Consider the following 24380-nt stretch of genomic DNA (forward strand, 5'->3'; position numbering starts at 1 on the left):
TAAAACTATTGTTAATTAATATCAATCATGCATAACACATTGCCACTGCGATGGTGGTTCTGTGAGCCGCTTCATAAAAGCGTCAAGCAACGTCGTGGTGACGAGAAAAAACCGGCGGGATGAATGCCCGTTTGCACAAAAAAAGCGACAAACGGGCAGCAGAGATTACAGAGAGCGGCTGTTCAGGAAGTCAATCAGCGCGGCATCGCGTTGCAGATGTAACCCTGCTTGTTCGACGGTCGGCGGAATATCCACATGCGTAATAAAATCGCGACCACGGGGTCCATAGCCAGTTTCATCATCACGCAGACGCGGAAGCTCACCGGTAATAAGAGACAGGTAGCGGTCCACCGACCACAGACCTTCAGCGGTTGGTGCGAAATCCACGCCGTCGCCCTGTAGCGTTAACGCAGGGACAAAACCAGGGAAGCTGAGCCAGCGCGGCGCCTGCGGATCGTCACGCGTGACGCGCTCAAAAGTCGCCATGGTGCGGCGCTGCATGGTGGGGTCCTGCACCACAATCACGGTTTCCATGGTCTGGGTTGCCTGACGCAGTAACGCACAGCTAAAGCGGGCATTCTCCCCACAGTTGGTGGATTGGTCCTCCACCCAAATCGTCTCACCGGGAATGTGCCAGAACTGGTGTGCGATATCGGCAAGGATCGCCGCTTCTGCGCGTCTGGCGGTACGCAGGGTGTTATAGCGTGGGTGCTGCGCGATGGCGGCGTACAGAAAGGTCGTGGAATGACCGATACCGCCACTAATCAGCAACGGAACCTGTTGTTCTTTCGCAATCCGACACGCCGCGTCGATGGTCGGGATCACCGCATTCCCGGCCAGAATCACGCAATCAGCCTGAACCGTGATATTTTCGGCGAAATCATTCTGCGCCAGCCATTGCCCCACGGTGTTAATCGCCGTAAGGGTGCTGGCGGAGAGTGGCGGAAACTGTCTCATGTTCATGACTCCTGGTGTTTATTCTTTACCGGGTTCAGTAAGCCTGATAAGTGCAGCACCATCAGGCACTGCACCGTATATCGCCGGATGGCGGCGTCGCCTTATCCGGCCTACAGCCCCACCACGCGTTAACCCGTAATCTGATCCATCGCCTGCAGGATACGCTTATCCGAAATCGGATACGGCGTACCAAGCTGCTGGGCAAAGTAGCTGACGCGCAGTTCTTCTATCATCCAGCGGATCTCTTTGACATCGTCATCTTCGCGACGCGCGGGCGGCAGTTTATTGAACCACTGCTGCCAGGCCTGCTGCACGCTGTCCACTTTCAGCATCTGCGCACGATCGCGGTGCGGATCGATGGCCAGTTTCTCCAGACGTTTCTCGATAGCCTGCAAATAACGCAGCGTATCGCCCAAGCGTTTGAAGCCGTTGCCGGTAACGAATCCACGGTAAACCAGTCCGCCCATTTGCGCTTTGATATCCGAAAGCCCCAGCGCCATGGTCATGTCCACGCGGCCTTTCAGGCGTTTATTGATATTGAACACCGCCGTCAGGATCTGTTCGACCTGCTTGGCAATCTCCACCACGGTGTCGTTCAGTTCGGCGCGCACTTTTTCGTGCAGCGCCGCAAAGCCCTCTTCCGTCCACACCGGGCCGCCGTTGGCGTCGATTAATCGATCCACACCACAAGAAATACAGTCATCAATCAAATCCAGCACTTTGCCGTACGGGTTAAAGTACAGCCCCAGCTTGGCTTTATTCGGCAACTTCTCGTGCAGATACTTGATGGGCGACGGAATATTCAGCAGCAGCAGACGGCGTAACCCGCTCCACATAGCCTGCTGTTGTTCCAGCGGATTATCAAACAATTTGATAGCCACGCTGTCGCGTTCATCCACCAGCGCGGGCCACGCTTTGACTTTATAGTTACCGCGTTTTTGCTCGTAGCTTTCCGGCAACTGGCCGAAGCTCCAGATGTGCAGCCCGCTCTGTTCGATGCCGTCATCCGCCACCGCCGACAGCGTTTCCTGCACTTTGCCTTTCAGCGTGTCTTTCAACGCCTGCAGCGAACGACCTTCCTGCAGCTTCTTGTTTTTATCATCCACCACCCTGAAGGTGATTTTCAGGTGATCGGGCACCTGATCCCAGTGCCAGTCGTCGCGGTCAACGGTAACGCCAGTCATCCGGCGCAGTTCGCGCTCCAGCGAGTCCAGCAACGGCAGTTCCAGCGGCGTTACGCGGCCTAAAAACGCTTCCGCATAGTTTGGCGCTGGCACAAAGTTGCGTCGCACCGGCTTCGGCAGCGATTTAATCAAGGCGATCACCAGTTCACGACGCAGCCCCGGAATTTGCCATTCAAACCCGGACTCTTCGACCTGGTTTAACAGCGGCAGCGGAATATGTACGGTGACACCGTCGGCGTCAGCGCCGGGTTCAAACTGATAGCTCAGTCGTAGCTTGAGATTGCCCTGATGCCAGAAGTTCGGGTAATCCAGCTTGCTGATTTTTTCCGCGCCTTCTTTGATGAGCATGCTCTTTTCAAAGTTGAGCAGGTCCGGCGTTTCACGGCTGACCTTTTTCCACCAGCTATCAAAATGGCGGGCAGAAACCACATCATGACTGATGCGCTGGTCGTAAAATTCAAACAGCGTTTCATCATCGACCAGGATATCGCGGCGGCGTGATTTGTGTTCTAACTCTTCCACTTCCGCCCGCAGCTTCAGGTTGTCGCGGAAAAACGCATGCCGGGTCTGCCAGTCGCCTTCCACCAGCGCGTGACGGATAAACAGTTCGCGTGACAGCGCAGGGTCTATCAGGCTGTAGTTGACTTTACGCGCAGCGACAATCGGCAGCCCGTAGACGGTGACTTTTTCTGTCGCCATCACCGCACCCTGCGCGCGCTCCCAGTGCGGTTCACTGTACGAGCGTTTGATCAAATGCTGGGCAACCGGCTCCACCCACTCAGGGTCAATACGCGCGGCAATACGTCCCCACAGTCGGCTGGTTTCCACCAGTTCTGCCACCATCGTCCACTTCGGCGGTTTTTTGAACAAACCGGAGCCGGGGAAGATCGAAAAACGAGCGTTACGCGCGCCGGTAAATTCCTGCTTATCGGCATCTTTCATCCCGATATGCGACAGTAAACCGGTCAGCAGCGCGACGTGGATCTCCCGATACTCAGCAGGCTCGCTGTTAACCGGGATCCCTAACTCTTTCACCACCTGACGTAGCTGGGTGTAAACATCCTGCCATTCACGCACGCGCAGATAGTTGAGGAAATCGAGTTTACACTGGCGGCGGAACTGATTCGACGACAGCGCTTTTTGCTGCTCGCCAAGGTAATTCCACAAGTTCACAAAGGCGAGGAAGTCGGACTCTTTGTCGTGGAATCGACGGTGTTTTTCGTCAGACGCCTGCTGTTTGTCCATCGGACGCTCACGCGGATCCTGAATGGACAGCGCCGAGGTAATAATCATCGCCTCACGCACGCAGCCATGCTTCTGCGCTTCCAGCACCATCCGCGCCAGACGCGGGTCCACCGGTAACTGACTGAGCTGGCGGCCCAACGGCGTGAGTTTATATGCGGTTTGCTGTTCATCAGTGGTGATTGCGCCCAGCTCTTCCAGCAGGCGCACACCGTCCTGAATATTGCGTTTATCCGGCGCTTCCACAAACGGGAACGCGGCGATATCGCCCAGCCCCAGCGCGGTCATTTGCAAAATGACGGAGGCCAGGTTGGTACGCAAAATTTCCGGATCGGTAAATTCCGGGCGCGACAGGAAGTCGTCTTCGGAATACAAACGAATACAGATCCCTTCCGATACGCGTCCGCAGCGGCCTTTACGCTGGTTGGCGGAGGCCTGCGATACCGGTTCAATGGGCAAGCGTTGAACTTTGGTGCGGAAGCTATAGCGGCTGATACGCGCGGTACCCGGGTCAATGACGTACTTGATCCCCGGCACGGTCAGTGAGGTTTCCGCCACGTTGGTCGCCAGCACAATACGGCGTCCGCTGTGCGACTGGAACACGCGGTTCTGCTCGCTGTTGGAGAGTCGCGCATACAACGGCAACACTTCGGTGTGGCGTAAATCCAGCTTATTCAGCGCATCGGCGGTGTCGCGGATCTCACGCTCGCCACTCATGAAGATCAGAATATCGCCCTGGCTTTCACGTCCCAGTTCATCCACCGCGTCAAAAATCGCCTGCAGCTGATCGCGCTCGGTGTCGTCCGCATCTTCAACAATCGGACGGTAGCGCACTTCCACCGGGTACGTTCGACCGGAGACTTCGATAATTGGCGCGTTATTGAAATGCTTTGAAAAACGCTCAGGGTCGATGGTCGCCGAGGTGATAATGACTTTCAGATCCGGGCGACGCGGCAGCAGCTCTTTCAGATAGCCGAGCAGAAAATCGATGTTCAGGCTGCGCTCGTGGGCTTCATCGATGATGATGGTGTCGTACTGCATCAGCATGCGATCCTGCTGGATCTCCGCCAGCAGGATACCGTCCGTCATCAGCTTAACCATGGTGTTATCGCTAACATGGTCGCTGAAACGCACTTTATACCCGATGCAGCCGCCCGGCTCAGTTTGCAGCTCTTCGGCGATACGGTTAGCTACGGTACGCGCCGCCAGTCGACGCGGCTGGGTATGGCCGATAAGCCCCTTCACCCCACGCCCCAGCTCCATACAGATTTTCGGTAACTGGGTGGTTTTACCGGAGCCGGTTTCCCCGGCAACAATCACCACCTGATGGTCGCGAACCGCGTCCAGGATGTCTTGTTTTTTCTGGCTAACAGGCAAGTTTTCCGGGTAGGTAATGTCCGGTCGTGCCGCTTCACGCAGCACAACTTTACCGGCAGCCTGTTCAATCTCTTTTGCCATCTCCTGGTAAATGGCCTGTTGTGCATCAGGATTTTTAACCTTCTTCACGCCGTGCAGGCGGCGGGAGAAACGCTGTTTGTCGCGCAGCATCAGTGATTCCAGCTGCTGCTGTAGCATGTTGAAGGTTATTTTTTGTTGTTCTGTCATAGCGTTAGAGGGCAGTGCTCTGCCGGGTTAAATCTCTTTAAGATGATAGGTATAGAGTACCACATCGGCGCTTTTCATGTGTTGTTCAATAATTTCGAACATAGGATTCGATATATTGCGCTATCACTGCGGCAGGATTGTGAATAAAGTGTCAACAAGCAACGGGGCACATCCCCTTCAAACACATAAAAGGAAACACCCATGAGCAAGGTATTAGTTCTTAAATCCAGTATTCTGGCAGGGTACTCTCAGTCTGGTCAGTTGTCTGATTATTTTGTTGAACAGTGGCGTGAAAAGCACTCTGCTGACGACATCACCATCCGTGACCTGGCGGCAAATCCTGTTCCGGTACTGGACGGCGAACTGGTAGGTGCAATGCGCCCGAGCGATACGCCGCTGACGCCGCGTCAACAGGAAGCACTGGCGCTGTCTGATGAGCTGATTGCTGAGCTGAAAGCCCATGACGTGATTGTGATCGCCGCGCCGATGTATAACTTCAACATCCCGACGCAGTTGAAAAACTATTTCGATCTGATTGCGCGTGCTGGCGTAACCTTCCGTTACACCGAGAAAGGGCCGGAAGGTCTGGTGACCGGTAAACGTGCAGTTATTGTCACCAGCCGTGGCGGTATCCATAAAGATACGCCGACTGACCTGGTTACCCCATATCTGTCGACCTTCCTGGGCTTTATCGGCATCACCGATGTGAACTTCGTGTTCGCAGAAGGTATCGCGTACGGTCCGGAAGTGGCGACCAAAGCACAGTCTGACGCCAAAGCCGCCATCGATAGCGTCGTCGCTGCCTGATAATTCACCCTCTCACCATCCGGTGGGAGGGTTTTTAACCCACACCAATTTTACTTCTTTGCCCGCATCCGCATCTGCTTGCCGTGAATACGATTGATATCACGCCAGATTATCGAATACTCCCGGCATTTCGCCAGATTCTCTTCCCAGCAATGGCACAAAAATTGTTCAGGCTCCGCAACATCCCGGCTTAACAGTTTGAACAGCCAACGATTCCAGACATACCACTTGAGAAGCCACATGTTTTCACTCCAGGAGACACAGGAGAGGGAATATATCAGCATCAACACCGTCTAGTGTGGCAACTATTGCGCTGGCGAAAACGCTACACCAGCATCATCAACCAGGCCGCCCACAGCGCAGCAACCCAATAAAGCGTACGCCGAAACTGCGCCAATGCCCCCGCCTGGCGCTCGGTCAGGCTCAGCGTCCTCAGCTTGTCGCGCTGCCAGATGGCAAAGAGTGCCTCTCCGGCCTGCACGTTGTTTTGCACATTGAGCAGCGAAAAGTAGCGGGCATCAAGCCACAGGCGCCAGCAGCCAAACCAGACAATGGCGCACAACAGCGCGATAACCGCACGTAGCCCCCCCGACGGTGCGACAACGATCGCCCACACCATGGGTGGGACGCTAAAAAGCAGGATGAAACGCCAGCTTTCCAGCGTGTGTCGTAGCAAATCGCGGTGCAGCGCCTCATCATTCGTTACACCGTCACTTTCTGTTGCCATTGCTGCAGCCTCTCCAGATGTTTATCCGTCAGCACCACCTGCGCCCGACGTTCGCGAATATACGCCACCGCCTGCTCAACGGTTGCCACATGGCCGCATTGCAACAACCACGCCGCAACCACCATCGCACTGCGCGACAGCCCCAGCGCGCAGTGTACCAGTACGGTCCCCTGCTCTTTATGTAGCGTTTCCAGCCGGTCTACCGCCTGTTGTAACTCGGCGTCGCTCGGGATCACCAGATCCAGCATCGGGACGCAAGCGTAGGCGCGCATGGAAGTAGCATGCCCGCGCGCAAATTCAAAGGTCAGGTCAAGTACCGCGTTTTGTTCAGGTATGCGGCGTGGAAAACTACCGAGATAGACGCCAGCGGTAATGTTGCTCAGCGGTGGCAGACGGCGGGTAAATCCGCGCATCGACAGCCACATCCCTACTCGCCAGGGCAGCGTCAGCCCGTACACGGCAGGCGGCAGTCGCCCTTGTTCATCTTTGCCCGTGGTCGCCGCGCCGAATCCGCCGTAGCCATAGCTCACCATCAGCAACGATATAGCAGGCCACAGCAGCCAGGGCGTTAGCCATACGCTGGCAATAGTGCATAACGCGGCACCCGACAAATAACGACGCATCAGCCTTAAGCGCGCCGCATCCGGTTTGCGCCAGCGCCAGCAACGTTTTTCCGGCACCATCCAGTCAATCAACATACCTGCCGCCAGCCCGGTAATGATATCGATAAAATGATGCTGCCAGGTGGTGAGTACCGACACGGCGATCAGCAAGAACCAACCGTCACATAACCTGCGCCAACCCCCACTGAGGTGATGACTGAAATGCCGCCACAGCAGCCAGCAGAGAATAATATGCAGCGACGGGGACTGGTTATACGGCAAGTCGAACTGTTCAAGCTGAGCAAACAGCCAGCCTGCCGCGCCGCTGACCTCCGGGCGCGTAAAGCTAAACTGGAGTGGAAACAGCAAAAAACCGACGCAGGCAATCACCGACGCCAGGAACAGACGCAGCACCAGCCGCCGCTGTTCAACGCGCGTGGTGCAGACAAACAGTGACAATCCGTAAAACAGATCCAGACTCCAGTACGGCAGAATAGTCCACGGAAGAAAGGGAATGGCGGACTCCCAGCCAAACACGATGCTGCCCACATTGTCATGCTGCGTGTCCTGCCAGGCAGTAAACTGATTGACCTTGCCATAGGTAAGAAAGAAAAAAGGCGCCAGCAGCATTAGCCAGCCCACCGCCTGTACCATCACCTTACGGCGTTCAGCCCCCACGGCGCACCGCCAGCGAGACAGTGAAAATCCCCCACTCATCAATCAGCTGCGTGCACTTATCAAACCCGGCTTCACGCACCAGCGCATCCATTTCCCCTTGCGTACGCACGCGCATCACCCAGGCTTTGCCGTCTTTGTGGCTGGTCAACGACCAGGCGATGGTTTTTAACTGCGGATGCCAGGGCTGCCCGGTGTAGATCAGCACGCCTCCAGGGGCAATCGCGTCAGCCAGCCCGGCGAGCGAATTACGTACCAGCGTATTTTCAGGGAAGAGTTCATATAACCCAGAAACAATACCTAATGTGGGACGCGGTTCCAGCGACGCCAGCTGTTCGCGGTTGAAGGCATCGCCCTGCTCGAAGCGGGCAATTTCAGCCATACCGCGGCTGGCGATCATCTCACTGCCTTTCTTAACATTCAGTTCGCTGTAATCGCGCAGCAAAATCGAGTTGACCGCCGCTTCGCCTTCCAGTGCGTCAAGCACATAGCGCCCGTGTCCGGCCGCGATATCCACTACATGCACTGCGGTTCCTTGCTCTGCCAGTTGCGCCACCGCCTGGCGGATCAGCATCTGCAAATGAACCTTGCGCTGGCGGATCCCCTTCCAGCCCACGCTGTTCAGGTAGTTTTTGTCAATCAGCCGACCCAGCGCGCTGCTGCCCTGAGGCTGGTTGCGATAAACATAATCCAACGTACTACCCGAATCAAAACCGGTCTCAAACCCCAGACGCACGCCCGTTGATTGCGTCCCGAGTAATTTCATCCCATAGCGCAGGCCACGATAGGCAATATCGTCAAGCGAATACGGCGCAGGTCCGCCACTAAGCAGCCGCCAGCTATCTGCTCCGGGGCTCCAGCGGTCTTCATTACGGTAGTCAAAGCGCTGCGGCGGCATCGCGTACAGCGTGTCGATAAAATCACGCATTTTGTCGAACGCCAGATGCCGGTCTTTTTCACCCAGTGTGTCGTGATAAAAGCCCGGCAACACGTGCAGTTCCTTGAGTGGGCTTCTGAGGCGTTGGTAAAAATCAATTTGCGGCTGGCGATGGACCACAAAATCATCCCCGGAAACCAACAGCTGTACAGGCAGAGTAATGGCGCTGGCATCGCTGACAATACGCTCCGCCGTTTTATAGAGATCGAGCAGGATGTTCACCGCAATCGCCCGGGTGATCTGTTTATCCTGGTTGAAACTCGCCACGCGCTCAGGATCGTGCGTCAGGTATTTGCCCTTGACGTAGGAGTTGACGAAAAACAGGCCGCGCAGGCGATGCATTAAGGCCAGCCCCGGACGGGCAAACGGTACGTACAGTTTGACTTTGAACGCCGGGGACGCCAGCACCAGCCCACGAATGGAAGGCGCATAATCATGAGCCCAGGTCGCTGCCAGCACCGCACCCACGCTTTGCGCCACCACCACCACATCTTCCATTGCAGCCTGGCTGTCAGCAGCGGCAAAGCGCACGAACTCGTCGACATCCTGCACCGAACGTGCAAGCGACGGGCTATATCCGCGCGGTCCTGGCGACTGCCCGTGGCCGCGCGCATCCCAGGCATAGAACGCGGTGTCCGGCATCGCAAGCTCATCGACAATGTGTTGCAAACGCCCGGAATGTTCGTGTCCGCGATGAAACAGGACAATCACTTTTGGCACAGGACCTGCTGCTAATGCCGGCCAGTGGCGGAAAAACAGCGCGGTGTTGTCGCTGGTCAAAAATGGACGTTCATCGGGCACTCGAATGTTAGTCATGAGGGTGCGGTCCTGTAGTTTGTTGCTGTAGCAGCACCAGCTGCTGTCTGAGATCGTCCATAAAAACGCGCTTATCGCTCTGCGCGACCAACGGTCTGCCAATGTTGACGTCAATAAACAGCGGCAGAGGAATACGATTCCCCTTCGCCATCACGTGTTCCGTTCCGCGCAGCCAGACGGGAATAATCGGTACCGACGGCATACGCTGACTGAGGTGCCAGATGCCGGATTTCAGTGGTGCCAGTATTCCCGGTTCGCCGCGGGTACCTTCAGGGAAAAGGATCAAGATCTTGCCGTCGCGTAAGGCCTGTTCACACTGTGCCAGCGGGTCAGCTTCGCCGCCCTTACGCGTAATCGGAATAATGTTGAGAATATTAAGCGCAAACCAGGCCATCCATTTATTACGCAGAAAATAGTCAGCGGCGGCCACCGGATGGATGGCCCCCTGACGGCGCAGCGCAAACAGCGACAGCAGCGCAAAAACATCCATATGACTGTTGTGATTTGCGACCACAATCGCCGGCCCCTGCTGCGGCAAGCGATCCCGGTGCCTGACGCGCAGCCCAAGCCACAGCCAAATTACCGGCCAGACGATGCACAGCGTAAACAGCGTTCGTAGCAATGTGTTGATCATACGTTAATAGTAAAAATAGCGAATGAAGTGGAAAAATACCGGGGCGGTGAAGATCAGCGAGTCCAGCCGGTCGAGAATACCGCCGTGACCTGGCAGCAGTGTACCGCTGTCTTTCACGCCAATATCGCGCTTAATGGCCGACATCACCACATCGCCACAGAAGCCGCTGATGCCGATAATAAGCCCTGCCAGCATCGCCATCGGTATGCTTAACGGTGTCATGAGCGGGCCCAGCACCGCCGCCGCAAGCGTGGTGGTTACCACGCCGCCAACCAGTCCCGCCAGGGTCTTATTGGGGCTTACCTTGGGGATCACCTTGATACGGCCCATTGATTTTCCCCACAGGTACTGGGCAATATCGTTGAATTCCGTTAAGCCGACGAGGAACAGCACCAGCAGTGCCCCGGTCTGCTTGCCGTCATCAGGGAGCACCAGCAAAAACGCCACGTGGCTGAACGCAAACACGGTGGTCATCAAGCTCCAGTGATGCTGGGAGGCGTAGCGTAAAAATCCCTGCGTATCGCCAGCAATCACCATGCGCACCGGCAAGAATAAGAACGCATACACCGGAATAAACACCACGAACATGCCGTACCAGTTGATACCAATCAGCCAGTAGTTAATGGGGATCGCAATAAACATCCACAACAGCGGCATACGGTCGGTCTGGCGCGATGGGGCCAGCGTTAAAAACTCTTTTAACGCCATAAAGCTCACCAGCGCGAAGAAGGTCAACGCCAGCCAGGGCGGGCTTAAGATAGCCAGTGAAAACAGTACAATGATCACCCACCAGGTGCGAATACGCAGCGTCAGCTCACGCCAGTCTTTACCCGGTCGACGCCACACCAGCAGACCGTTTGCCAGTGTCGCTATCACCAGCAGGGCAAAAATCACCGCCAGCGATTTTTCCAGCAGCATCATTTCGCCCCCTCGTCACGTAATGCGCTCTTACAGCGGTTAACGATAGTCCACAGCAGCAATAGCGTGGCAATGCCCCAAATAACGTTATTCCACTGCGCCACCTGCGGCCACAGCGCCAGCACCAGCCCCCATGTACCGAACACCAGCGCCCTGTCGCTTTTGCCGAACGGTCCGGCATAGCTGCGCACGCCATTGATGGTTTGCGCCAGCACACCGCAGAATTCCGTCATCAAAGCACAAAACAGCATAACCAGTACCAGCAGCGCATTACTGCCGGAAAGCAGCATAAACGGCAGATACAACGCGAGATCGGAGAGAATATCCCCGGTTTCATTGAGAATAGCGCCCAAGCGGGATTGTTGGTTACATTCACGCGCCAGCATGCCGTCCAGCGCATTGAGCGCCATGCGTATAAATAAAACGATGGGTAAAAGAATGAAAAGTTTAGGTTCGGGGAAGATAAACAGCACAGCACCAGTGATAAAAGAAAGCGCCATCGCGGCCAGTGTGACGTGATTGGCGGTGACGCTTTTTTTATCTAACCAGAACATGAGCGGGCGTAAAAGCGCCTGGAAAGCAGGCTTTATCTGATAAAGCGTCATCATCACTCCTTGATAATTTATTGATGCAATTATAGTGGATTAATTAACCATTACCTGCCTGATACTGGCCATTATTTCAAAATGAGATTTAATAAACATATGTTGATTACTTTTTCAACCACTTCCCGTTAATGCCCTGGACGTACTCCCCCGGTTTAGCGCGCGCCACCAGTTTTTGTCCGGCCATTTTTGCCACTTCATCAACAGGAATATTGTTACTCTCAGCCAGTTGCTGGTAGCTGGCGCTACGCGCCTTGTTTATCTCACTCACCAGCGTCTGGGTCTCAGCATCGGTTTGCAATGCCACAAGGTAGCCATTGAGCGTTTCACCCACCCGCCCCTGGGTTCTGGCTTCATTCAGGGTCAGCGCAAACGCATTGGCGCTCAGTAAACTCAGGAGCAACAGGGTCACTTTAAGCGTTTTTTTCATCGTCACCTCAGAATAAATCACTGCGTGATTTCAACAGGCTCTCGACGTCTTTATCGACTTTAATATGGATCTCATGCTCGATTTTGACGTTCATATTGATGGTGATGGGCTCTTTCGGCGCCGCGACTTCAATACGCGGGGTGCAACCTACCAGCAAAGATGACGCCAGCAGTCCCAGCATGGCCGCAATAGTTTTCATTGTTGTTCCTCACATTCCTTGCCTTCCAGGCAATGGGTTTCTGGCAGCGCTGCATTTTGCTCAAGCCATGCCTGTAAATTGTCGCCAAAACGCAAACTGCGCCATAACGTAAAGACGTTTTCTTCATGGGTGTAATTCAAATTCACCGTCCCGACTTTGCCATCTACCCGGCTATTGCCGGTGACGGCTGCCTGCATGGTTAATACGCCAAGGTTATCAAGATTTATTTTCGTCCAGGAATGGGTGATTTCCATATAACGCAGCCAGTTTATCGCCGCACCGGCCGCCATATTGTCTTTGACCACCGCATCCGCCGTGTCTTTATCGATGCGCAACGTCATCGGCCCAGGGTTGGTCAACCAGCCGTCTTTGATAATCCATTTTTCATTGTTTAACCAGAGCGGCAATGCGCCGCTGACCGGGCCGGACATGGCAAACTGTTTGGGATTAACCGCGCTAATCAACTCGCTGGACGAGATATTCTGCACCCGCACTAATGCCGGATCGTGTTGCGGCATACGCAGTTGCTGCATCACTACCTTGCCGCCCAGCAAATCGGCGCTAACATCGCTCAACAGTAAGGGATTATCTTCGCTCCAGGGATAGCCGCCTTGCAGATCCGCGGTGATATTTTTCACCGTGACCTGGTTCACCACCTCTGCAATACGCAATGAAATCGGCCCGCGCGTGCCCAGTTGCCATGCTCCTTCGCTAAAACGAAACGGCAGCACAAAATCGACGCCATTAATCTGGTTGTCGGGCATCCAGGCGCTACCGCCTTTTAATACGCCATGACCGCCTGCCTCAAAGCCTTGTTCTGCGGCGGCGGAGAAGGCAACCTGAGCATACAGTTCGCCTTCGCGCAGGTTCATCTTCCAGTCCGGTGGCACCAGCGACTGAAATACAGTGAGCGACTGTTTTGGCCACCAGGCCTGACCACGCAAGCGGATCCCGTCCCAGCGACCGTTCAACTGGACCGGGCCAATGGCGCCAGCATGCAGTTGGCCTTTGAACTGGAATATCGTCGGGTCGCTCCCTTCTACGCTGAACTTCAGGGTTGAAGGCGGCAGAGTACTGCCACCGGAGAAGGTGGTTTTCCCGGCGTCCAGCGACAGCGCCCCGCTAAACGTGGGCTGGATCGGGTCTCGCACCCAGACGATCGGCTCATCCATCACCAGACGCGGATTTTCCACCAGCATGGTGCCGTATTGCAGATGGTCAAATCCGGTAGAAAGGTCAAACAGTTTGACGGTGTTGTCGTGCCATTCCCCCTTGCCTGCCACGTCCCAGCGAGCGTGCATCGGGGTAAAACTGCCCTCTCCCCAGTACCGCCACTGCCAGCGACCGGCGTCAGGCAGGAAATCATTAGCCAGACCATCAAGATGCAGCTCAAAACCGCCCATCTGGTTTTCATGGGCGCGTAAAATAGCCTGTAACCGCCCATCCACCCCGCGTTGGGTCACCTTGACACCGGCCAACGGCCAGCGAATTTCGTCTATATCCAGCGAGTCGATAATCCGACCACGAGAACGTAACAGGGCGCCAGGTTCAAAAGCCAGCTGCGGATCGCTCAGACTGCCGCTGAGCGTCGCGGGTAACATCGCATAAAAGATCAGATCACCCTGCTTCGCCTCGCCGGTTAGCTGTAACGGCATGTCGCTGTTGTCCATGCCAAGCGTGCCGGGACCAAAGGTTAACACCGCGTTACCCTTGCCTGCATCACCCTGCGTCAGAATGTTCAAACGCCCGCTGACTACCGCGTTTTCCACACCGGCCTGCCAGTTTTCGACGTTTAAGCCTAAACGACCGCTTAACGGGAAGCCCTGATAGGGCCAGTTCCAGCGCCCGTCGCTCACCGTCAGCCGCTGGCGGGTGATTTCCCACGGCAGATCCAGCAACGGTTCTGCATTGTCCCGCGCCATCACGATCAGCTGTCCGCTGTTTTCTCGCCATTCCAGCTCTGCATCCACAAGCGTTGGCTCCTGCGGCAGGCTTAGGGTGGCAACCGCGTGACCGCCCACCGGCAGTCCGTCGGGCACCAGCGGCATCGTAAACTCCCCGACCAGCTTCACCGGTGGTTGCTCTTCAAAAGCCGCCACAGACAGTTCGTTGACCGTCAGATTTTGTCCGTGCAGACGTCCCTGAAATTTAACCTTTTCGCCCTGATAACTGACTTGCTGTATGGTAGGCGTCAGCGAAAGTGACAGTTTGCCCTGCCACTCCTGCCACGGAGAAAGAATAAGTTTATCGATGTTAATCCAGGTGTTGGGCAGCATGGATTGCCATTCTGCCAGCGTTTTCGGCGCGGCGGGCGATGGCTCCGTCTGCGGCAGTTTAGCCAGGCAAGCGGAATCCAGTTCAATACTGCCGACGTTCAGCAACCAGCGGCTGGGGTGGGATAAATCCGCCTCGGTGATACGCGCGAGTGGACAATCATCCACCAAATAGCGGAGTTCGGGAATATGCAGCCCATGTCGGGTAAGCCGTGGACTCTCGTCCAGCGCAATGCGCGTACCGACAGGCAACCAGATGCCCGCCAGTGTAGGAACCCACAAGCCCAACGTCATCAATAACGTCAGCGGCACAAGGGTCAATAATAAGAGTAGAGCCAATACGGCTTTATATTTACCCTTCATGGGTAGTTAATATCCTGATTTAGCGAAAATTTAAGCCGGTTTCGGCGTCTATTGTGGCATGTTTAGCTAAACATGCCCACCTTAAGAATAGATGCCATTGAAATATATGTAATATTTATAGCTTGTGAATAATTTAAATAAGTTATCTTTAATCAGAGAGATACCAAGGAAGAATATAACTATGCCCCACTTTCGTCTGGCCCTTATCCCATTACTTACCGCATTTTGTCTGCCCGCGTTTGCCCACCCGACAACGCTGAATAAAGTCAAAGAAGCAGAAAGCCAGCTCACCGCACGCGTCGGTTATGCCGAGCTGGATCTCACCAGCGGCGAGATTCTGGAAAGCTATCGCCTGCAAGAGCGTTTTCCGATGATGAGTACATTTAAGGTTTTACTCTGCGGCGCGGTGCTCGCACGCGTTGACGCAGGAAAAGAGCGGCTGGATCGTCGCATCCCGTTCAGCCGGCGTGATCTGGTCGAATACTCGCCGGTTACAGAAAAACACCTGACCGATGGCATGACCGTCGGCGAATTATGCGATGCCGCCATCACCATGAGCGATAACACGGCGGCGAATCTACTGCTTACGGCCATCGGCGGTCCGCAAGGATTAACCGCGTTTCTGCGCACAACCGGCGATCGGGTGACCCGACTCGACCGCTGGGAACCCGAATTGAACGAAGCGCTACCCGGCGATAAACGCGATACGACGACACCTGAAAATATGGCGCAAACGTTGCGCCAACTGCTCACCGGAAAAATCTTGACGACGACATCACAGCAGCAACTCACCCACTGGATGGTGACGGATAAAGTCGCGGGGCCACTGTTGCGCTCGGTACTTCCGGCTGGCTGGTTTATAGCAGATAAAACAGGTGCCGGGGCACGCGGTTCTCGCGGGATCGTCGCGGCGTTAGGGCCGGACGGTAAGCCTTCCCGTATCGTGGTGATTTACGTCACCGAAAGCCAGGCAACACTGGAGGAGCGAAACAGGCAGATTGCGGGGATTGGGGCGACGCTGATCCAACACTGGGATGAGTAAAATTGCCTCAAAACAACGGTACGTTGTTACGCGTGCCAGCGGAAATATAAAAAATCAGGGAATTGAGTTGAGTCATCTGCAGTGCATCGCGCGATTCCCCGTTGTTCTGTCTGCTCTTAAGACATCATATTAACGGGGACGCGGAAGCGTTCAAACTCAGTGATGGCGCAGTTGTCCATCGCTATGTTTAGGTCCGATACGACCTGCTTCTATCAGAATTTCCTCTATGAGCTCTTCGAGGCACGCCTTGCCATGATGATCGCAGACAAGATGCACCTGCCGGGAAATTTCTTCAGGTTTCATACCATCACATAATGCAGCCTTCAGCATTAAGGTGGCCCAGCGTTTTGCTTCAGAGTGAGTTAACATGACCCCTCCCGATATGTGATACCTGTATAAGCGTAGCTGCCTGAAGGTAATTCGCCTGGCTTTTTCTCCGCGTTACAGGCTTAACGAACGTGGAGGAGATCGACGTGTCGGATGCTGTTACGGCACGACAACACCACACGGTTTATTGGACTCGGCGGTGAGGGGTACTTAGGCCCCGATAATCCCCCCGAAAAACCAGTGTGTTCATAAGTAGAATTTTCTCGTAATCTGAACCTGGGAGATTCCTATGAAAAATATCCATTACCATGCTCAGGTCATCCCTTTCGACAACATCAAAATCGGCCTTGAGCAACTCCTTACATTCCTCAAACAATGTCATGTCCATTCCCTATGTGGCTGTATATTTTTATCATAATCTCCTGAGAGGATTGTCTAAAGGAATTATAAGCAACATGCGGTTTAACTTTTTCAAAGTGTTAATTTTTTGCAAAATGGTTTCCGGGGATACCGTTGTCATTTTTCGCCATATCCATTAATAACGCGATGCCAATATAATTGCTCCAGTTAAATGTATTCTGCAGTACCACTACCGCATTGCCCTTTTCTTTATCAAAACCGATAAAGCTGGAGTAACCCCCGATATACCCCACCTGATAGGTGATTTTTTCCCGTTCGATAAAGTCGGTGGTCCATGCAATACCCTGTACACCGTCAGTGCGTTGAATATCGGTATTACTGACTTCGTCAAACACGCTATCCAGTAAGTGGTTGTTGGTCGTCGACACATGATAGCGGGCATAAGTGGCAAGATCTTCGGCGTTACTGTATAAACTCGCCGCCGCCACCATGTTGTTGGAAAAATGCCAGTCCGGGGTAAGCTGTCCGCGCGGAATGAATTTGGGTTGGTCACCCGCGTGGCCAAGCGCACGCTGCGGATATCCTTTTAACTTCAGCGGAGTAAAACTGCTATTAGCCATTTGCAACGGTCGAAATATATAGTGCGAGGCTAAGCTTTGTATATCTTCGCCAGTTTTATGTATCAGGATATAGCCGATCAGGGCGTAGCCGATATTGGAATATTCCGGCGTTTTATGCTGTGGCGCCCGCCAGTTGGTTAGATAATGCAGCACATTATCGCTATCCAGTTCACCATAAAAATTCTCACCGCTGCCTAAGTAACTAATGAATTTTCCCAGCATCGGAATATCCATATTCTGACGCGGTAGGCCGGAGGTGTGAGTCACCAGTTCCAGTAGGGTAATTTTTTGTGCATCCGCGCTAAGCGGCGTTCCCGGTGCAAGCAATGTCGCCAAGTTATCGTCCCAACGCAGTCGTCCTTCATTCACCAGACAAGCCACCACTTCCGCCGTAATTCCTTTGCTGAGCGAGCCGAGGGCAAACAGAGTATCAGGCTTGACCGGGTAGCGATGAACCGCATCAGTTACGCCCCAGTTGTAAAACTGGGGCGAACCATGGTTATGGATCACTGCGACCATCATCCCAGGGACAGATTTTTTCGCCATATAGTGACGCACCACGCTATCAACGTCGCCGTCCAGCGATTGATGAGTAAGGAGTTCCTGAGTACCTGCCGGGGATGACATTTGCGAGAGCGTTCCGCAACCGCTGAGTGACGAGATAACAATTAAAAGCCAGCTAAATAATTTAAGTCTGTTCTGCATACTTCTTAAAGTGAGCGGGGGCGTTTGAGTGCCGGAAATGTACCACACTTAGCCTGCCGAAAAGCAATAATAGATGGCTGTTATGTGTCATAAGCTTAGTCCTGAACCATACCAATGCGGGCCGTTACCTCAAGACAAGTGTTGGCTAAGAGATCCACGCAGATGATTTTCTCCTTACCATAACGTTTCACTTTGTACTCAGGTCAGTGTTCGGAAATCCGCTCGATCCCCAGTGCTCAGTTGGTAAGGTTACGGATGAATTCCAGTCTTCATATTCACCCGGCTTGCTCATGTCTTACCTCTCAATTCTACGGTGCAAGCATCTTTAAATTGAAAATAGATTATTAAAACAATCTATTTTAATGAAGAGAAAGTTAAAGCAGGTTTGAACGGAAAGGACGAGTTTTGTGAGTAGATGTGCAACCAAAAGTAGCCGTGCTTAACGACAGGAAGCCACCAGTCTGTTCTAGTGCGTACCGTACCAAAGCACGTATGATGGGCAACGTGGTTTAAATCCAGCAATGTGCCCACATTAAGAAGAGATGCTCTAGAATTATTCATTATATCTATGACTATCAATTGTTTTTTGGATTTTGTAAAATAATTTGAATTGGATTAATGTGATTTCAGAATCACTGGAGAAAGTCTTATGAAACTCGCCATCTATAGTACAAAACAGTACGACAAGAAGTACCTGCAACAGGTTAACGAGGCTTTTGGTTTTGAACTTGAATTCTTTGACTTTCTGCTGACCGAGAAAACGGCCAAAACAGCCCATGGCTGCGAAGCCGTGTGCATCTTCGTCAACGACGATGGCAGCCGCCCGGTTCTGGAAGAACTGAAAAAGCACGGGGTGAAGTACATCGCCCTGCGCTGCGCCGGATTCAATAACGTCGATCTGGACGCCGCCAAAGAGCTAGGCTTGCAGGTTGTGCGCGTTCCGGCCTATTCGCCGGAAGCGGTCGCCGAGCATGCGATTGGTATGATGATGACGCTGAACCGTCGTATCCACCGCGCGTACCAACGCACTCGTGACGCCAACTTTTCTCTGGAAGGCCTGACTGGTTTTACCATGTACGGTAAAACCGCCGGGGTGATCGGTACCGGTAAAATTGGTATTGCCGCGCTGCGGATCCTGAAAGGCTTTGGTATGCGTTTGCTGGCGTTTGATCCCTATCCAAGCGCTGCGGCTCTTGAATTAGGCGTTGAGTATGTCGATCTCAACACGCTGTTTGCGGAGTCAGACGTCATTTCCCTGCACTGTCCGTTAACGCCGGAAAACTATCATCTGCTCAATGAAGAAGCCTTCGCGCAAATGAAAAGCGGCGTAATGATCGTTAACACCAGTCGCGGAGCCCTTATCGACTCACAGGCTGCCATTGATGCCCTGAAAAACCAGAAAATTGGTTCTTTGGGTATGGACGTGTATGAAAATGAACGCGACCTGTTCTTTGAAGATAAGTCCAATGATGTTATTCAGGATGACGTATTCCGTCGCTTGTCTGCCTGTCATAACGTGTTGTTCACCGGGCACCAGGCATTTTTAACGGCCGAAGCGTTAACCAGCATTTCGGAAACAACCTTGCAGAATTTGGCCCAGATTTCCAAAGGCGAAACCTGCCCGAACGCCCTCTTCTGAAAATGCCGCTCCCCTGCATTCGGGGGAGCATTTTCAGATAACCCCTGATGATAAATCCGACAGTATCATTATTATATTGATTGTATTCCCGTCACTAACGTAGAGAAATTCAATGAAGAAAATTGTCACGTTGATTGCGCTCAGCATGCTTATGGCTGGCTGTGTGAGCAATGGAAAAGTTTCCGTTAATCGCGAACAGTTACAACACCACCGTTTCGTTCTGGAGAGCGTGAACGGCAAACCGGTCACCGTTGCGAAAAATCAACCCGAATTGAGTTTTGGTGAAAATATGACGGTGTCGGGAAAAATGTGCAATCAATTCACGGGCCAGGGCAAGCTGTCTGACGGCGAATTGAAGGTGAAAGACCTGGCGATGACCCGCATGATGTGCGCCGACCCACAGCTGAACGCACTTGATGGCGTTATCAGCGACGTGTTTAAGCAAGGCGCACAGGTCGATTTGACGGCTAACCAGTTAACACTGGCGACGGCAGAGCAAACACTGACGTATAAACTGGCAGACTTAATGTAATTAACGCGGAGACTTAATAGTTCCCGCAACTCCCGGCGGCAAGCGACTGTTCACTGCAGCGTTTGCCGTTAGGTAAAGCACACATCCCGATGGCGGAACCATCCAGTTGACGTGCAATCGACAACGAACCGCCAATCATAGCGCAGTTTGCCTCACCAGAACCCGACATTACAGCCTTCATGCCCGGCGCGACGTGAGCGGCCGTTGCCTGCTGAACAGGTTCACTGCTGCAAGCCGATAATAATAACGCGGCACACCCTACCCAAAACGCTGCGCGCATCTCACTCCCCTCTAAAAAATAACCCAACGACACAGCCCTAAATAATAGGCAGCAGAAACACTGTCGTCGAGAGGTAAAGTGCGCATTTATGCGCCCTGTTTACATTTTCTGGCAATTTTTTGACGGCTCCTTTGATCAAACCATTCATTCTGTTTATTACAGGGACACAAATGCGAAAATGTGTCCAGATGGCTTTTGCTAAAATAGAAAGATAACTACAGGACTCGTCGTCGTTTTGCGGGTCCCTCTTTTTGCGCAATGTAAGGGTGTCAGTATGCAAACAATTGACGGTAATGGTGCGGTTGCTTCGGTTGCATTTCGTACCAGCGAGGTTATCGCCATCTACCCGATTACGCCGAGTTCGACGATGGCGGAGCAGGCCGATGCCTGGGCCGGGAACGGGCTAAAAAACGTCTGGGGCGATATACCTCGTGTTGTGGAGATGCAGTCGGAAGGCGGTGCCATTGCGACCGTCCACGGCGCGTTACAAACCGGGGCGCTGTCTACATCTTTTACCTCATCGCAAGGTTTATTGCTGATGATCCCGACGCTGTACAAACTGGCCGGTCAACTGACGCCGTTTGTATTGCATGTTGCGGCACGTACGATTGCCACCCATGCGCTGTCGATTTTTGGCGACCATTCCGACGTGATGGCCGTTCGCCAGACCGGCTGTGCAATGCTGTGCGCTAGCAGCGTTCAGGAAGCGCAGGATTTTGCCCTGATTTCGCATATCGCCACGCTGAAAAGCCGCGTCCCGTTTATTCATTTCTTTGATGGTTTCCGCACCTCACATGAAATCAATAAAATCGTACCGCTGGCCGATGACACCATTCTTGGACTGATGCCGCAGGCGGAGATCGACGCCCATCGTTCTCGCGCGCTGAATCCGGAGCATCCGGTGATTCGCGGCACCTCGGCTAACCCGGATACCTATTTCCAGTCACGCGAAGCGACAAACCCGTGGTACAACGCGGTTTACGAGCATGTCGAACAGGCGATGAACGATTTCGCCACCGCAACGGGTCGCCAGTACCAGCCGTTTGAATACTATGGTCATCCGCAGGCAGAGCGCGTCATCATTCTGATGGGCTCCGCCATCGGCACCTGCGAAGAAGTCGTGGATGAGTTGCTTACCCGTGGCGAAAAAGTCGGCGTACTGAAAGTCCGTCTGTTCCGTCCGTTCTCAGCCCGACATTTACTGCAGGCCTTGCCGGAAACCGCACGCAGCATCGCCGTTCTGGATCGCACCAAAGAACCCGGGGCCCAGGCTGAGCCGTTGTATCTGGATGTCATGACCGCGCTGGCCGAAGCCTTTAACTGTGGCGAGCGTGAAACGCTACCGCGTGTAATTGGCGGGCGCTATGGCCTTTCCTCGAAAGAGTTTGGCCCGGACTGCGTGATGGCGGTGTTTAATGAGTTAAGCCATGCCAAACCAAAATCGCGCTTTACCGTCGGCATCTATGATGATGTCACCAATCTGTCACTCCCCCTGCCAGAAAACACCCTGCCCTCCACCGCAAAACTCGAAGCCCTGTTTTACGGATTAGGCAGCGACGGCAGCGTGTCAGCGACCAAAAACAATATCAAGATTATTGGTAACTCGACGCCGTGGTATGCGCAGGGTTATTTCGTCTATGACTCGAAAAAAGCCGGCGGCCTGACGGTGTCCCATCTGCGCGTCAGCGAAAAACCGATCCGTTCGGCGTATCTGGTGTCGCAGGCGGATTTTGTTGGCTGCCATCAGCTGCAGTTTATCGATAAATATCAAATGGCAGAACGCCTGAAGCCAGGCGGTATCTTCCTGCTCAATACGCCGTACAGCGTGGATGAGGTGTGGTCACGTCTGCCGCAAGAAGTTCAGGCAGTTCTGAACCAGAAGAAGGCCCGTTTTTACGTGATTAACGCTGCCAAAATCGCCCGTGAATGCGGCCTGGCAGCACGTATTAACACCGTAATGCAAATGGCGTTTTTCCATCTGACACAAATTTTACCCGGTGATAGCGCACTGGCGGAACTGCAGGGCGCAATTGCAAAAAGCTACAGCAACAAAGGTCAGGATCTGGTTGAACGTAACTGGCAGGCGCTGGCGCTGGCACGTGAGTCGGTCGCCGAAGTAGCTCTTCAGCCGGTTGATCCGCACAGCGCCAACCGACCGCCAGTGGTCTCCGATGCCGCGCCTGATTTTGTGAAAACCGTGACGGCGGCGATGCTCGCGGGTCTGGGTGACGCACTGCCCGTCTCCGCACTGCCGCCAGACGGCACCTGGCCCATGGGAACCACACGCTGGGAAAAACGCAATATCGCCGAAGAAATCCCTATCTGGAAAGAAGAACTGTGTACACAGTGCAACCACTGCGTTGCCGCCTGCCCGCACTCGGCAATTCGTGCCAAAGTGGTTTCCCCGGAAGCAATGGCAGACGCCCCGGCTAGTTTGCATTCACTGGATGTGAAATCCCGCGATATGCGCGGTCAGAAATATGTTCTACAGGTCGCGCCTGAAGATTGCACCGGCTGTAATCTGTGCGTGGAAGTCTGCCCGGCGAAAGATCGTCAGAATCCAGAGATCAAGGCCATCAATATGATGTCCCGCCTGGAGCATGTCGAAGAAGAAAAAGTGAACTATGATTTCTTCCTCAACCTGCCAGAGATCGACCGCAGCAAACTGGAACGCATTGATATTCGCACCTCACAGCTGATCACCCCGCTGTTTGAATATTCCGGTGCCTGCTCAGGCTGTGGCGAAACGCCGTATATCAAGCTGCTTACCCAGCTGTACGGTGACCGCATGCTGATCGCCAACGCAACCGGGTGTTCATCGATTTATGGAGGAAACCTGCCCTCCACACCGTATACCACCGATGCAAACGGCCGTGGGCCAGCCTGGGCAAACTCTCTGTTTGAAGATAACGCCGAGTTTGGTCTGGGCTTCCGCCTGACGGTGGACCAACACCGCGTTCGCGTCATGCGCTTGCTGGAACAGTTTGCCGATAAGATCCCGGCTGAGCTGAATGATGCCTTGCACGCAGAAGCCACGCCGGAAGTTCGTCGCGAGCAGGTCGCCGCACTGCGCCAACATCTGCAAGGTGTTGATGGCGCACAGCAACTGTTAACCGATGCCGATGCACTGGTTGAGAAATCAATCTGGCTGATTGGCGGTGACGGTTGGGCCTACGATATTGGCTTTGGCGGGTTGGACCATGTCCTGAGCCTGACCGAGAACGTTAACATCCTGGTACTGGATACCCAGTGTTATTCCAACACTGGCGGGCAAGCCTCGAAAGCGACACCGCTTGGCGCGGTCACCAAATTTGGCGAACACGGTAAGCGTAAAGCACGTAAAGATCTGGGCGTCAGTATGATGATGTACGGTCATGTTTACGTCGCACAGATCTCGCTAGGAGCGCAGTTAAACCAGACGGTGAAAGCGATTCAGGAAGCAGAATCTTACCCAGGTCCGTCGCTGATTATTGCCTACAGCCCGTGTGAAGAACACGGCTACGATCTCGCCCTGAGTCACGATCAGATGCGCCAGCTCACGGCCACCGGATTCTGGCCGCTGTATCGCTTTGATCCGCGTCGCGCTGACGAAGGTAAACTGCCGCTGGCACTTGACTCTCGCCCACCGTCAGATGCGCTGGCTGAGACTTTGATGAACGAACAGCGTTTCCGCCGCCTGAATGCACAGCAGCCGGAGGTGGCAGAGCAGTTGTGGAAGGATGCGACCGCAGATTTGCAAAAACGCTATGACTTCCTGGCGCAGTTGGCGGGAAAAGCCGAAAAAAGCAGTACCGATTAATACGTTCAGTTAAGTATTACTCTGGAATAAAAAAAGCCCGAACAGATGTTCGGGCTTGTCAATTTATTCGCTGGCTAATCAATTCTGGGACAACTCTCCAAC

The 24380-nt window shown here is 53.8% G+C and carries 20 protein-coding genes; 5 read left to right on the plus strand and 15 right to left on the minus strand.

What is annotated here, in order from left to right; all coding sequences use genetic code 11:
- Positions 1-165: 165 nt before the first annotated feature.
- Both FCH32_RS11160 and hrpA read right to left on the minus strand, forming a co-directional pair.
- The gene (locus tag FCH32_RS11160; protein ID WP_174360902.1) at positions 166-963 is read right to left on the minus strand and encodes a YdcF family protein; all 798 of its coding nucleotides are present in this window, start codon (positions 961-963) and stop codon (positions 166-168) included.
- Between the two features lie 122 nt (positions 964-1085).
- Positions 1086-4988, minus strand: coding sequence for an ATP-dependent RNA helicase HrpA (hrpA, locus tag FCH32_RS11165; RefSeq protein WP_137399051.1), 3903 nt, complete (start codon positions 4986-4988; stop codon positions 1086-1088).
- Between the two features lie 201 nt (positions 4989-5189).
- Here hrpA and azoR point away from each other — a divergent pair, with 201 nt between their 5' ends.
- Complete coding sequence (gene azoR / locus FCH32_RS11170) at positions 5190-5795, plus strand: FMN-dependent NADH-azoreductase (protein ID WP_115258370.1); 606 nt, start codon at positions 5190-5192, stop codon at positions 5793-5795.
- A gap of 50 nt (positions 5796-5845) precedes the next feature.
- Here azoR and FCH32_RS11175 read toward each other — a convergent pair whose 3' ends face one another.
- From FCH32_RS11175 to FCH32_RS11220, 10 genes are all read right to left on the minus strand, one after another.
- Positions 5846-6037: a hypothetical protein gene (locus FCH32_RS11175; protein ID WP_096756937.1), complete on the minus strand. Its 192-nt coding sequence runs from the start codon at positions 6035-6037 to the stop codon at positions 5846-5848.
- 83 nt (positions 6038-6120) lie between these two features.
- Positions 6121-6522: a hypothetical protein gene (locus FCH32_RS11180; RefSeq protein ID WP_146716877.1), complete on the minus strand. Its 402-nt coding sequence runs from the start codon at positions 6520-6522 to the stop codon at positions 6121-6123.
- Positions 6498-7802: a phosphatase PAP2/dual specificity phosphatase family protein gene (locus FCH32_RS11185; protein ID WP_338075288.1), complete on the minus strand. Its 1305-nt coding sequence runs from the start codon at positions 7800-7802 to the stop codon at positions 6498-6500. Before FCH32_RS11185 ends, FCH32_RS11180 begins: the two co-directional genes overlap by 25 nt.
- Positions 7792-9552: a bifunctional alpha/beta hydrolase/class I SAM-dependent methyltransferase gene (locus FCH32_RS11190; RefSeq protein WP_174360904.1), complete on the minus strand. Its 1761-nt coding sequence runs from the start codon at positions 9550-9552 to the stop codon at positions 7792-7794. Before FCH32_RS11190 ends, FCH32_RS11185 begins: the two co-directional genes overlap by 11 nt.
- Entirely contained in the window at positions 9545-10183 is a 639-nt protein-coding gene (locus FCH32_RS11195; RefSeq protein WP_370316940.1) for a lysophospholipid acyltransferase family protein, read from the minus strand. The genes FCH32_RS11190 and FCH32_RS11195 overlap by 8 nt, the downstream gene beginning before the upstream one ends.
- Positions 10184-10189: 6 nt before the next feature.
- The gene (locus FCH32_RS11200; RefSeq protein WP_115258366.1) at positions 10190-11107 is read right to left on the minus strand and encodes a phosphatidate cytidylyltransferase; all 918 of its coding nucleotides are present in this window, start codon (positions 11105-11107) and stop codon (positions 10190-10192) included.
- Positions 11104-11709: a CDP-alcohol phosphatidyltransferase family protein gene (locus FCH32_RS11205; protein ID WP_096756931.1), complete on the minus strand. Its 606-nt coding sequence runs from the start codon at positions 11707-11709 to the stop codon at positions 11104-11106. Before FCH32_RS11205 ends, FCH32_RS11200 begins: the two co-directional genes overlap by 4 nt.
- A 106-nt stretch (positions 11710-11815) precedes the next feature.
- The gene (locus FCH32_RS11210) at positions 11816-12139 is read right to left on the minus strand and encodes a YdbL family probable chaperone protein (protein WP_096756930.1); all 324 of its coding nucleotides are present in this window, start codon (positions 12137-12139) and stop codon (positions 11816-11818) included.
- A gap of 7 nt (positions 12140-12146) precedes the next feature.
- Positions 12147-12338 carry a YnbE family lipoprotein gene (locus FCH32_RS11215; protein ID WP_003020350.1) on the minus strand — a complete coding sequence of 64 codons (192 nt, stop codon included), beginning with the start codon at positions 12336-12338 and terminating at the stop codon, positions 12147-12149.
- The gene (locus FCH32_RS11220; protein ID WP_174360905.1) at positions 12335-14974 is read right to left on the minus strand and encodes a YdbH family protein; all 2640 of its coding nucleotides are present in this window, start codon (positions 14972-14974) and stop codon (positions 12335-12337) included. Before FCH32_RS11220 ends, FCH32_RS11215 begins: the two co-directional genes overlap by 4 nt.
- Positions 14975-15155: 181 nt before the next feature.
- Here FCH32_RS11220 and blaGIL point away from each other — a divergent pair, with 181 nt between their 5' ends.
- Positions 15156-16016 (plus strand): GIL family class A beta-lactamase, encoded by an 861-nt coding sequence (gene blaGIL / locus FCH32_RS11225; RefSeq protein ID WP_217438991.1) that lies wholly within the window; start codon positions 15156-15158, stop codon positions 16014-16016.
- A 156-nt stretch (positions 16017-16172) separates the two neighbouring features.
- Here blaGIL and FCH32_RS11230 read toward each other — a convergent pair whose 3' ends face one another.
- Both FCH32_RS11230 and FCH32_RS11235 read right to left on the minus strand, forming a co-directional pair.
- Positions 16173-16385: a hypothetical protein gene (locus FCH32_RS11230; protein WP_096756927.1), complete on the minus strand. Its 213-nt coding sequence runs from the start codon at positions 16383-16385 to the stop codon at positions 16173-16175.
- 437 nt (positions 16386-16822) lie between these two features.
- Entirely contained in the window at positions 16823-18028 is a 1206-nt protein-coding gene (locus FCH32_RS11235) for a serine hydrolase domain-containing protein (RefSeq protein WP_115258362.1), read from the minus strand.
- A 649-nt stretch (positions 18029-18677) separates the two neighbouring features.
- On the opposite strand from FCH32_RS11235, the gene ldhA reads away from it, so the two are divergent.
- On the plus strand, positions 18678-19667 hold the full coding sequence (gene ldhA, locus FCH32_RS11240) for a D-lactate dehydrogenase (protein WP_096756925.1): 990 nt from the start codon (positions 18678-18680) through the stop codon (positions 19665-19667).
- A gap of 112 nt (positions 19668-19779) precedes the next feature.
- Positions 19780-20199, plus strand: a complete 420-nt coding sequence (gene hslJ, locus FCH32_RS11245) for a heat shock protein HslJ (RefSeq protein WP_115258361.1) — start codon at positions 19780-19782, stop codon at positions 20197-20199.
- Positions 20200-20212: 13 nt separating this feature from the next.
- Here the strand turns inward: hslJ and FCH32_RS11250 are convergent, their stop codons facing one another.
- The gene (locus FCH32_RS11250; protein WP_174360906.1) at positions 20213-20479 is read right to left on the minus strand and encodes a putative hemolysin; all 267 of its coding nucleotides are present in this window, start codon (positions 20477-20479) and stop codon (positions 20213-20215) included.
- A 274-nt stretch (positions 20480-20753) separates the two neighbouring features.
- Between FCH32_RS11250 and nifJ the strand changes: the two genes are divergently transcribed.
- On the plus strand, positions 20754-24278 hold the full coding sequence (gene nifJ / locus FCH32_RS11255; protein WP_115258360.1) for a pyruvate:ferredoxin (flavodoxin) oxidoreductase: 3525 nt from the start codon (positions 20754-20756) through the stop codon (positions 24276-24278).
- Positions 24279-24380 lie beyond the last annotated feature (102 nt).

The sequence above is a fragment of the Citrobacter gillenii genome (assembly GCF_013337685.1).
In the GTDB taxonomy this organism is placed as follows: domain Bacteria; phylum Pseudomonadota; class Gammaproteobacteria; order Enterobacterales; family Enterobacteriaceae; genus Citrobacter; species Citrobacter gillenii.

What these genes read in the sequence shown, in the direction of transcription:
- FCH32_RS11160 (WP_174360902.1), bottom strand. Translation starts at nt 963, where the DNA reads ATGAACATGAGACAGTTTCCGCCACTCTCCGCCAGCACCCTTACGGCG.
- hrpA (WP_137399051.1), bottom strand. Translation starts at nt 4,988, where the DNA reads ATGACAGAACAACAAAAAATAACCTTCAACATGCTACAGCAGCAGCTG.
- azoR (WP_115258370.1), top strand. Translation starts at nt 5,190, where the DNA reads ATGAGCAAGGTATTAGTTCTTAAATCCAGTATTCTGGCAGGGTACTCT.
- FCH32_RS11175 (WP_096756937.1), bottom strand. Translation starts at nt 6,037, where the DNA reads ATGTGGCTTCTCAAGTGGTATGTCTGGAATCGTTGGCTGTTCAAACTG.
- FCH32_RS11180 (WP_146716877.1), bottom strand. Translation starts at nt 6,522, where the DNA reads ATGGCAACAGAAAGTGACGGTGTAACGAATGATGAGGCGCTGCACCGC.
- FCH32_RS11190 (WP_174360904.1), bottom strand. Translation starts at nt 9,552, where the DNA reads ATGACTAACATTCGAGTGCCCGATGAACGTCCATTTTTGACCAGCGAC.
- FCH32_RS11200 (WP_115258366.1), bottom strand. Translation starts at nt 11,107, where the DNA reads ATGATGCTGCTGGAAAAATCGCTGGCGGTGATTTTTGCCCTGCTGGTG.
- FCH32_RS11205 (WP_096756931.1), bottom strand. Translation starts at nt 11,709, where the DNA reads ATGACGCTTTATCAGATAAAGCCTGCTTTCCAGGCGCTTTTACGCCCG.
- FCH32_RS11210 (WP_096756930.1), bottom strand. Translation starts at nt 12,139, where the DNA reads ATGAAAAAAACGCTTAAAGTGACCCTGTTGCTCCTGAGTTTACTGAGC.
- FCH32_RS11215 (WP_003020350.1), bottom strand. Translation starts at nt 12,338, where the DNA reads ATGAAAACTATTGCGGCCATGCTGGGACTGCTGGCGTCATCTTTGCTG.
- FCH32_RS11220 (WP_174360905.1), bottom strand. Translation starts at nt 14,974, where the DNA reads ATGAAGGGTAAATATAAAGCCGTATTGGCTCTACTCTTATTATTGACC.
- blaGIL (WP_217438991.1), top strand. Translation starts at nt 15,156, where the DNA reads ATGCCCCACTTTCGTCTGGCCCTTATCCCATTACTTACCGCATTTTGT.
- FCH32_RS11230 (WP_096756927.1), bottom strand. Translation starts at nt 16,385, where the DNA reads ATGTTAACTCACTCTGAAGCAAAACGCTGGGCCACCTTAATGCTGAAG.
- FCH32_RS11235 (WP_115258362.1), bottom strand. Translation starts at nt 18,028, where the DNA reads ATGCAGAACAGACTTAAATTATTTAGCTGGCTTTTAATTGTTATCTCG.
- ldhA (WP_096756925.1), top strand. Translation starts at nt 18,678, where the DNA reads ATGAAACTCGCCATCTATAGTACAAAACAGTACGACAAGAAGTACCTG.
- hslJ (WP_115258361.1), top strand. Translation starts at nt 19,780, where the DNA reads ATGAAGAAAATTGTCACGTTGATTGCGCTCAGCATGCTTATGGCTGGC.
- FCH32_RS11250 (WP_174360906.1), bottom strand. Translation starts at nt 20,479, where the DNA reads ATGCGCGCAGCGTTTTGGGTAGGGTGTGCCGCGTTATTATTATCGGCT.
- nifJ (WP_115258360.1), top strand. Translation starts at nt 20,754, where the DNA reads ATGCAAACAATTGACGGTAATGGTGCGGTTGCTTCGGTTGCATTTCGT.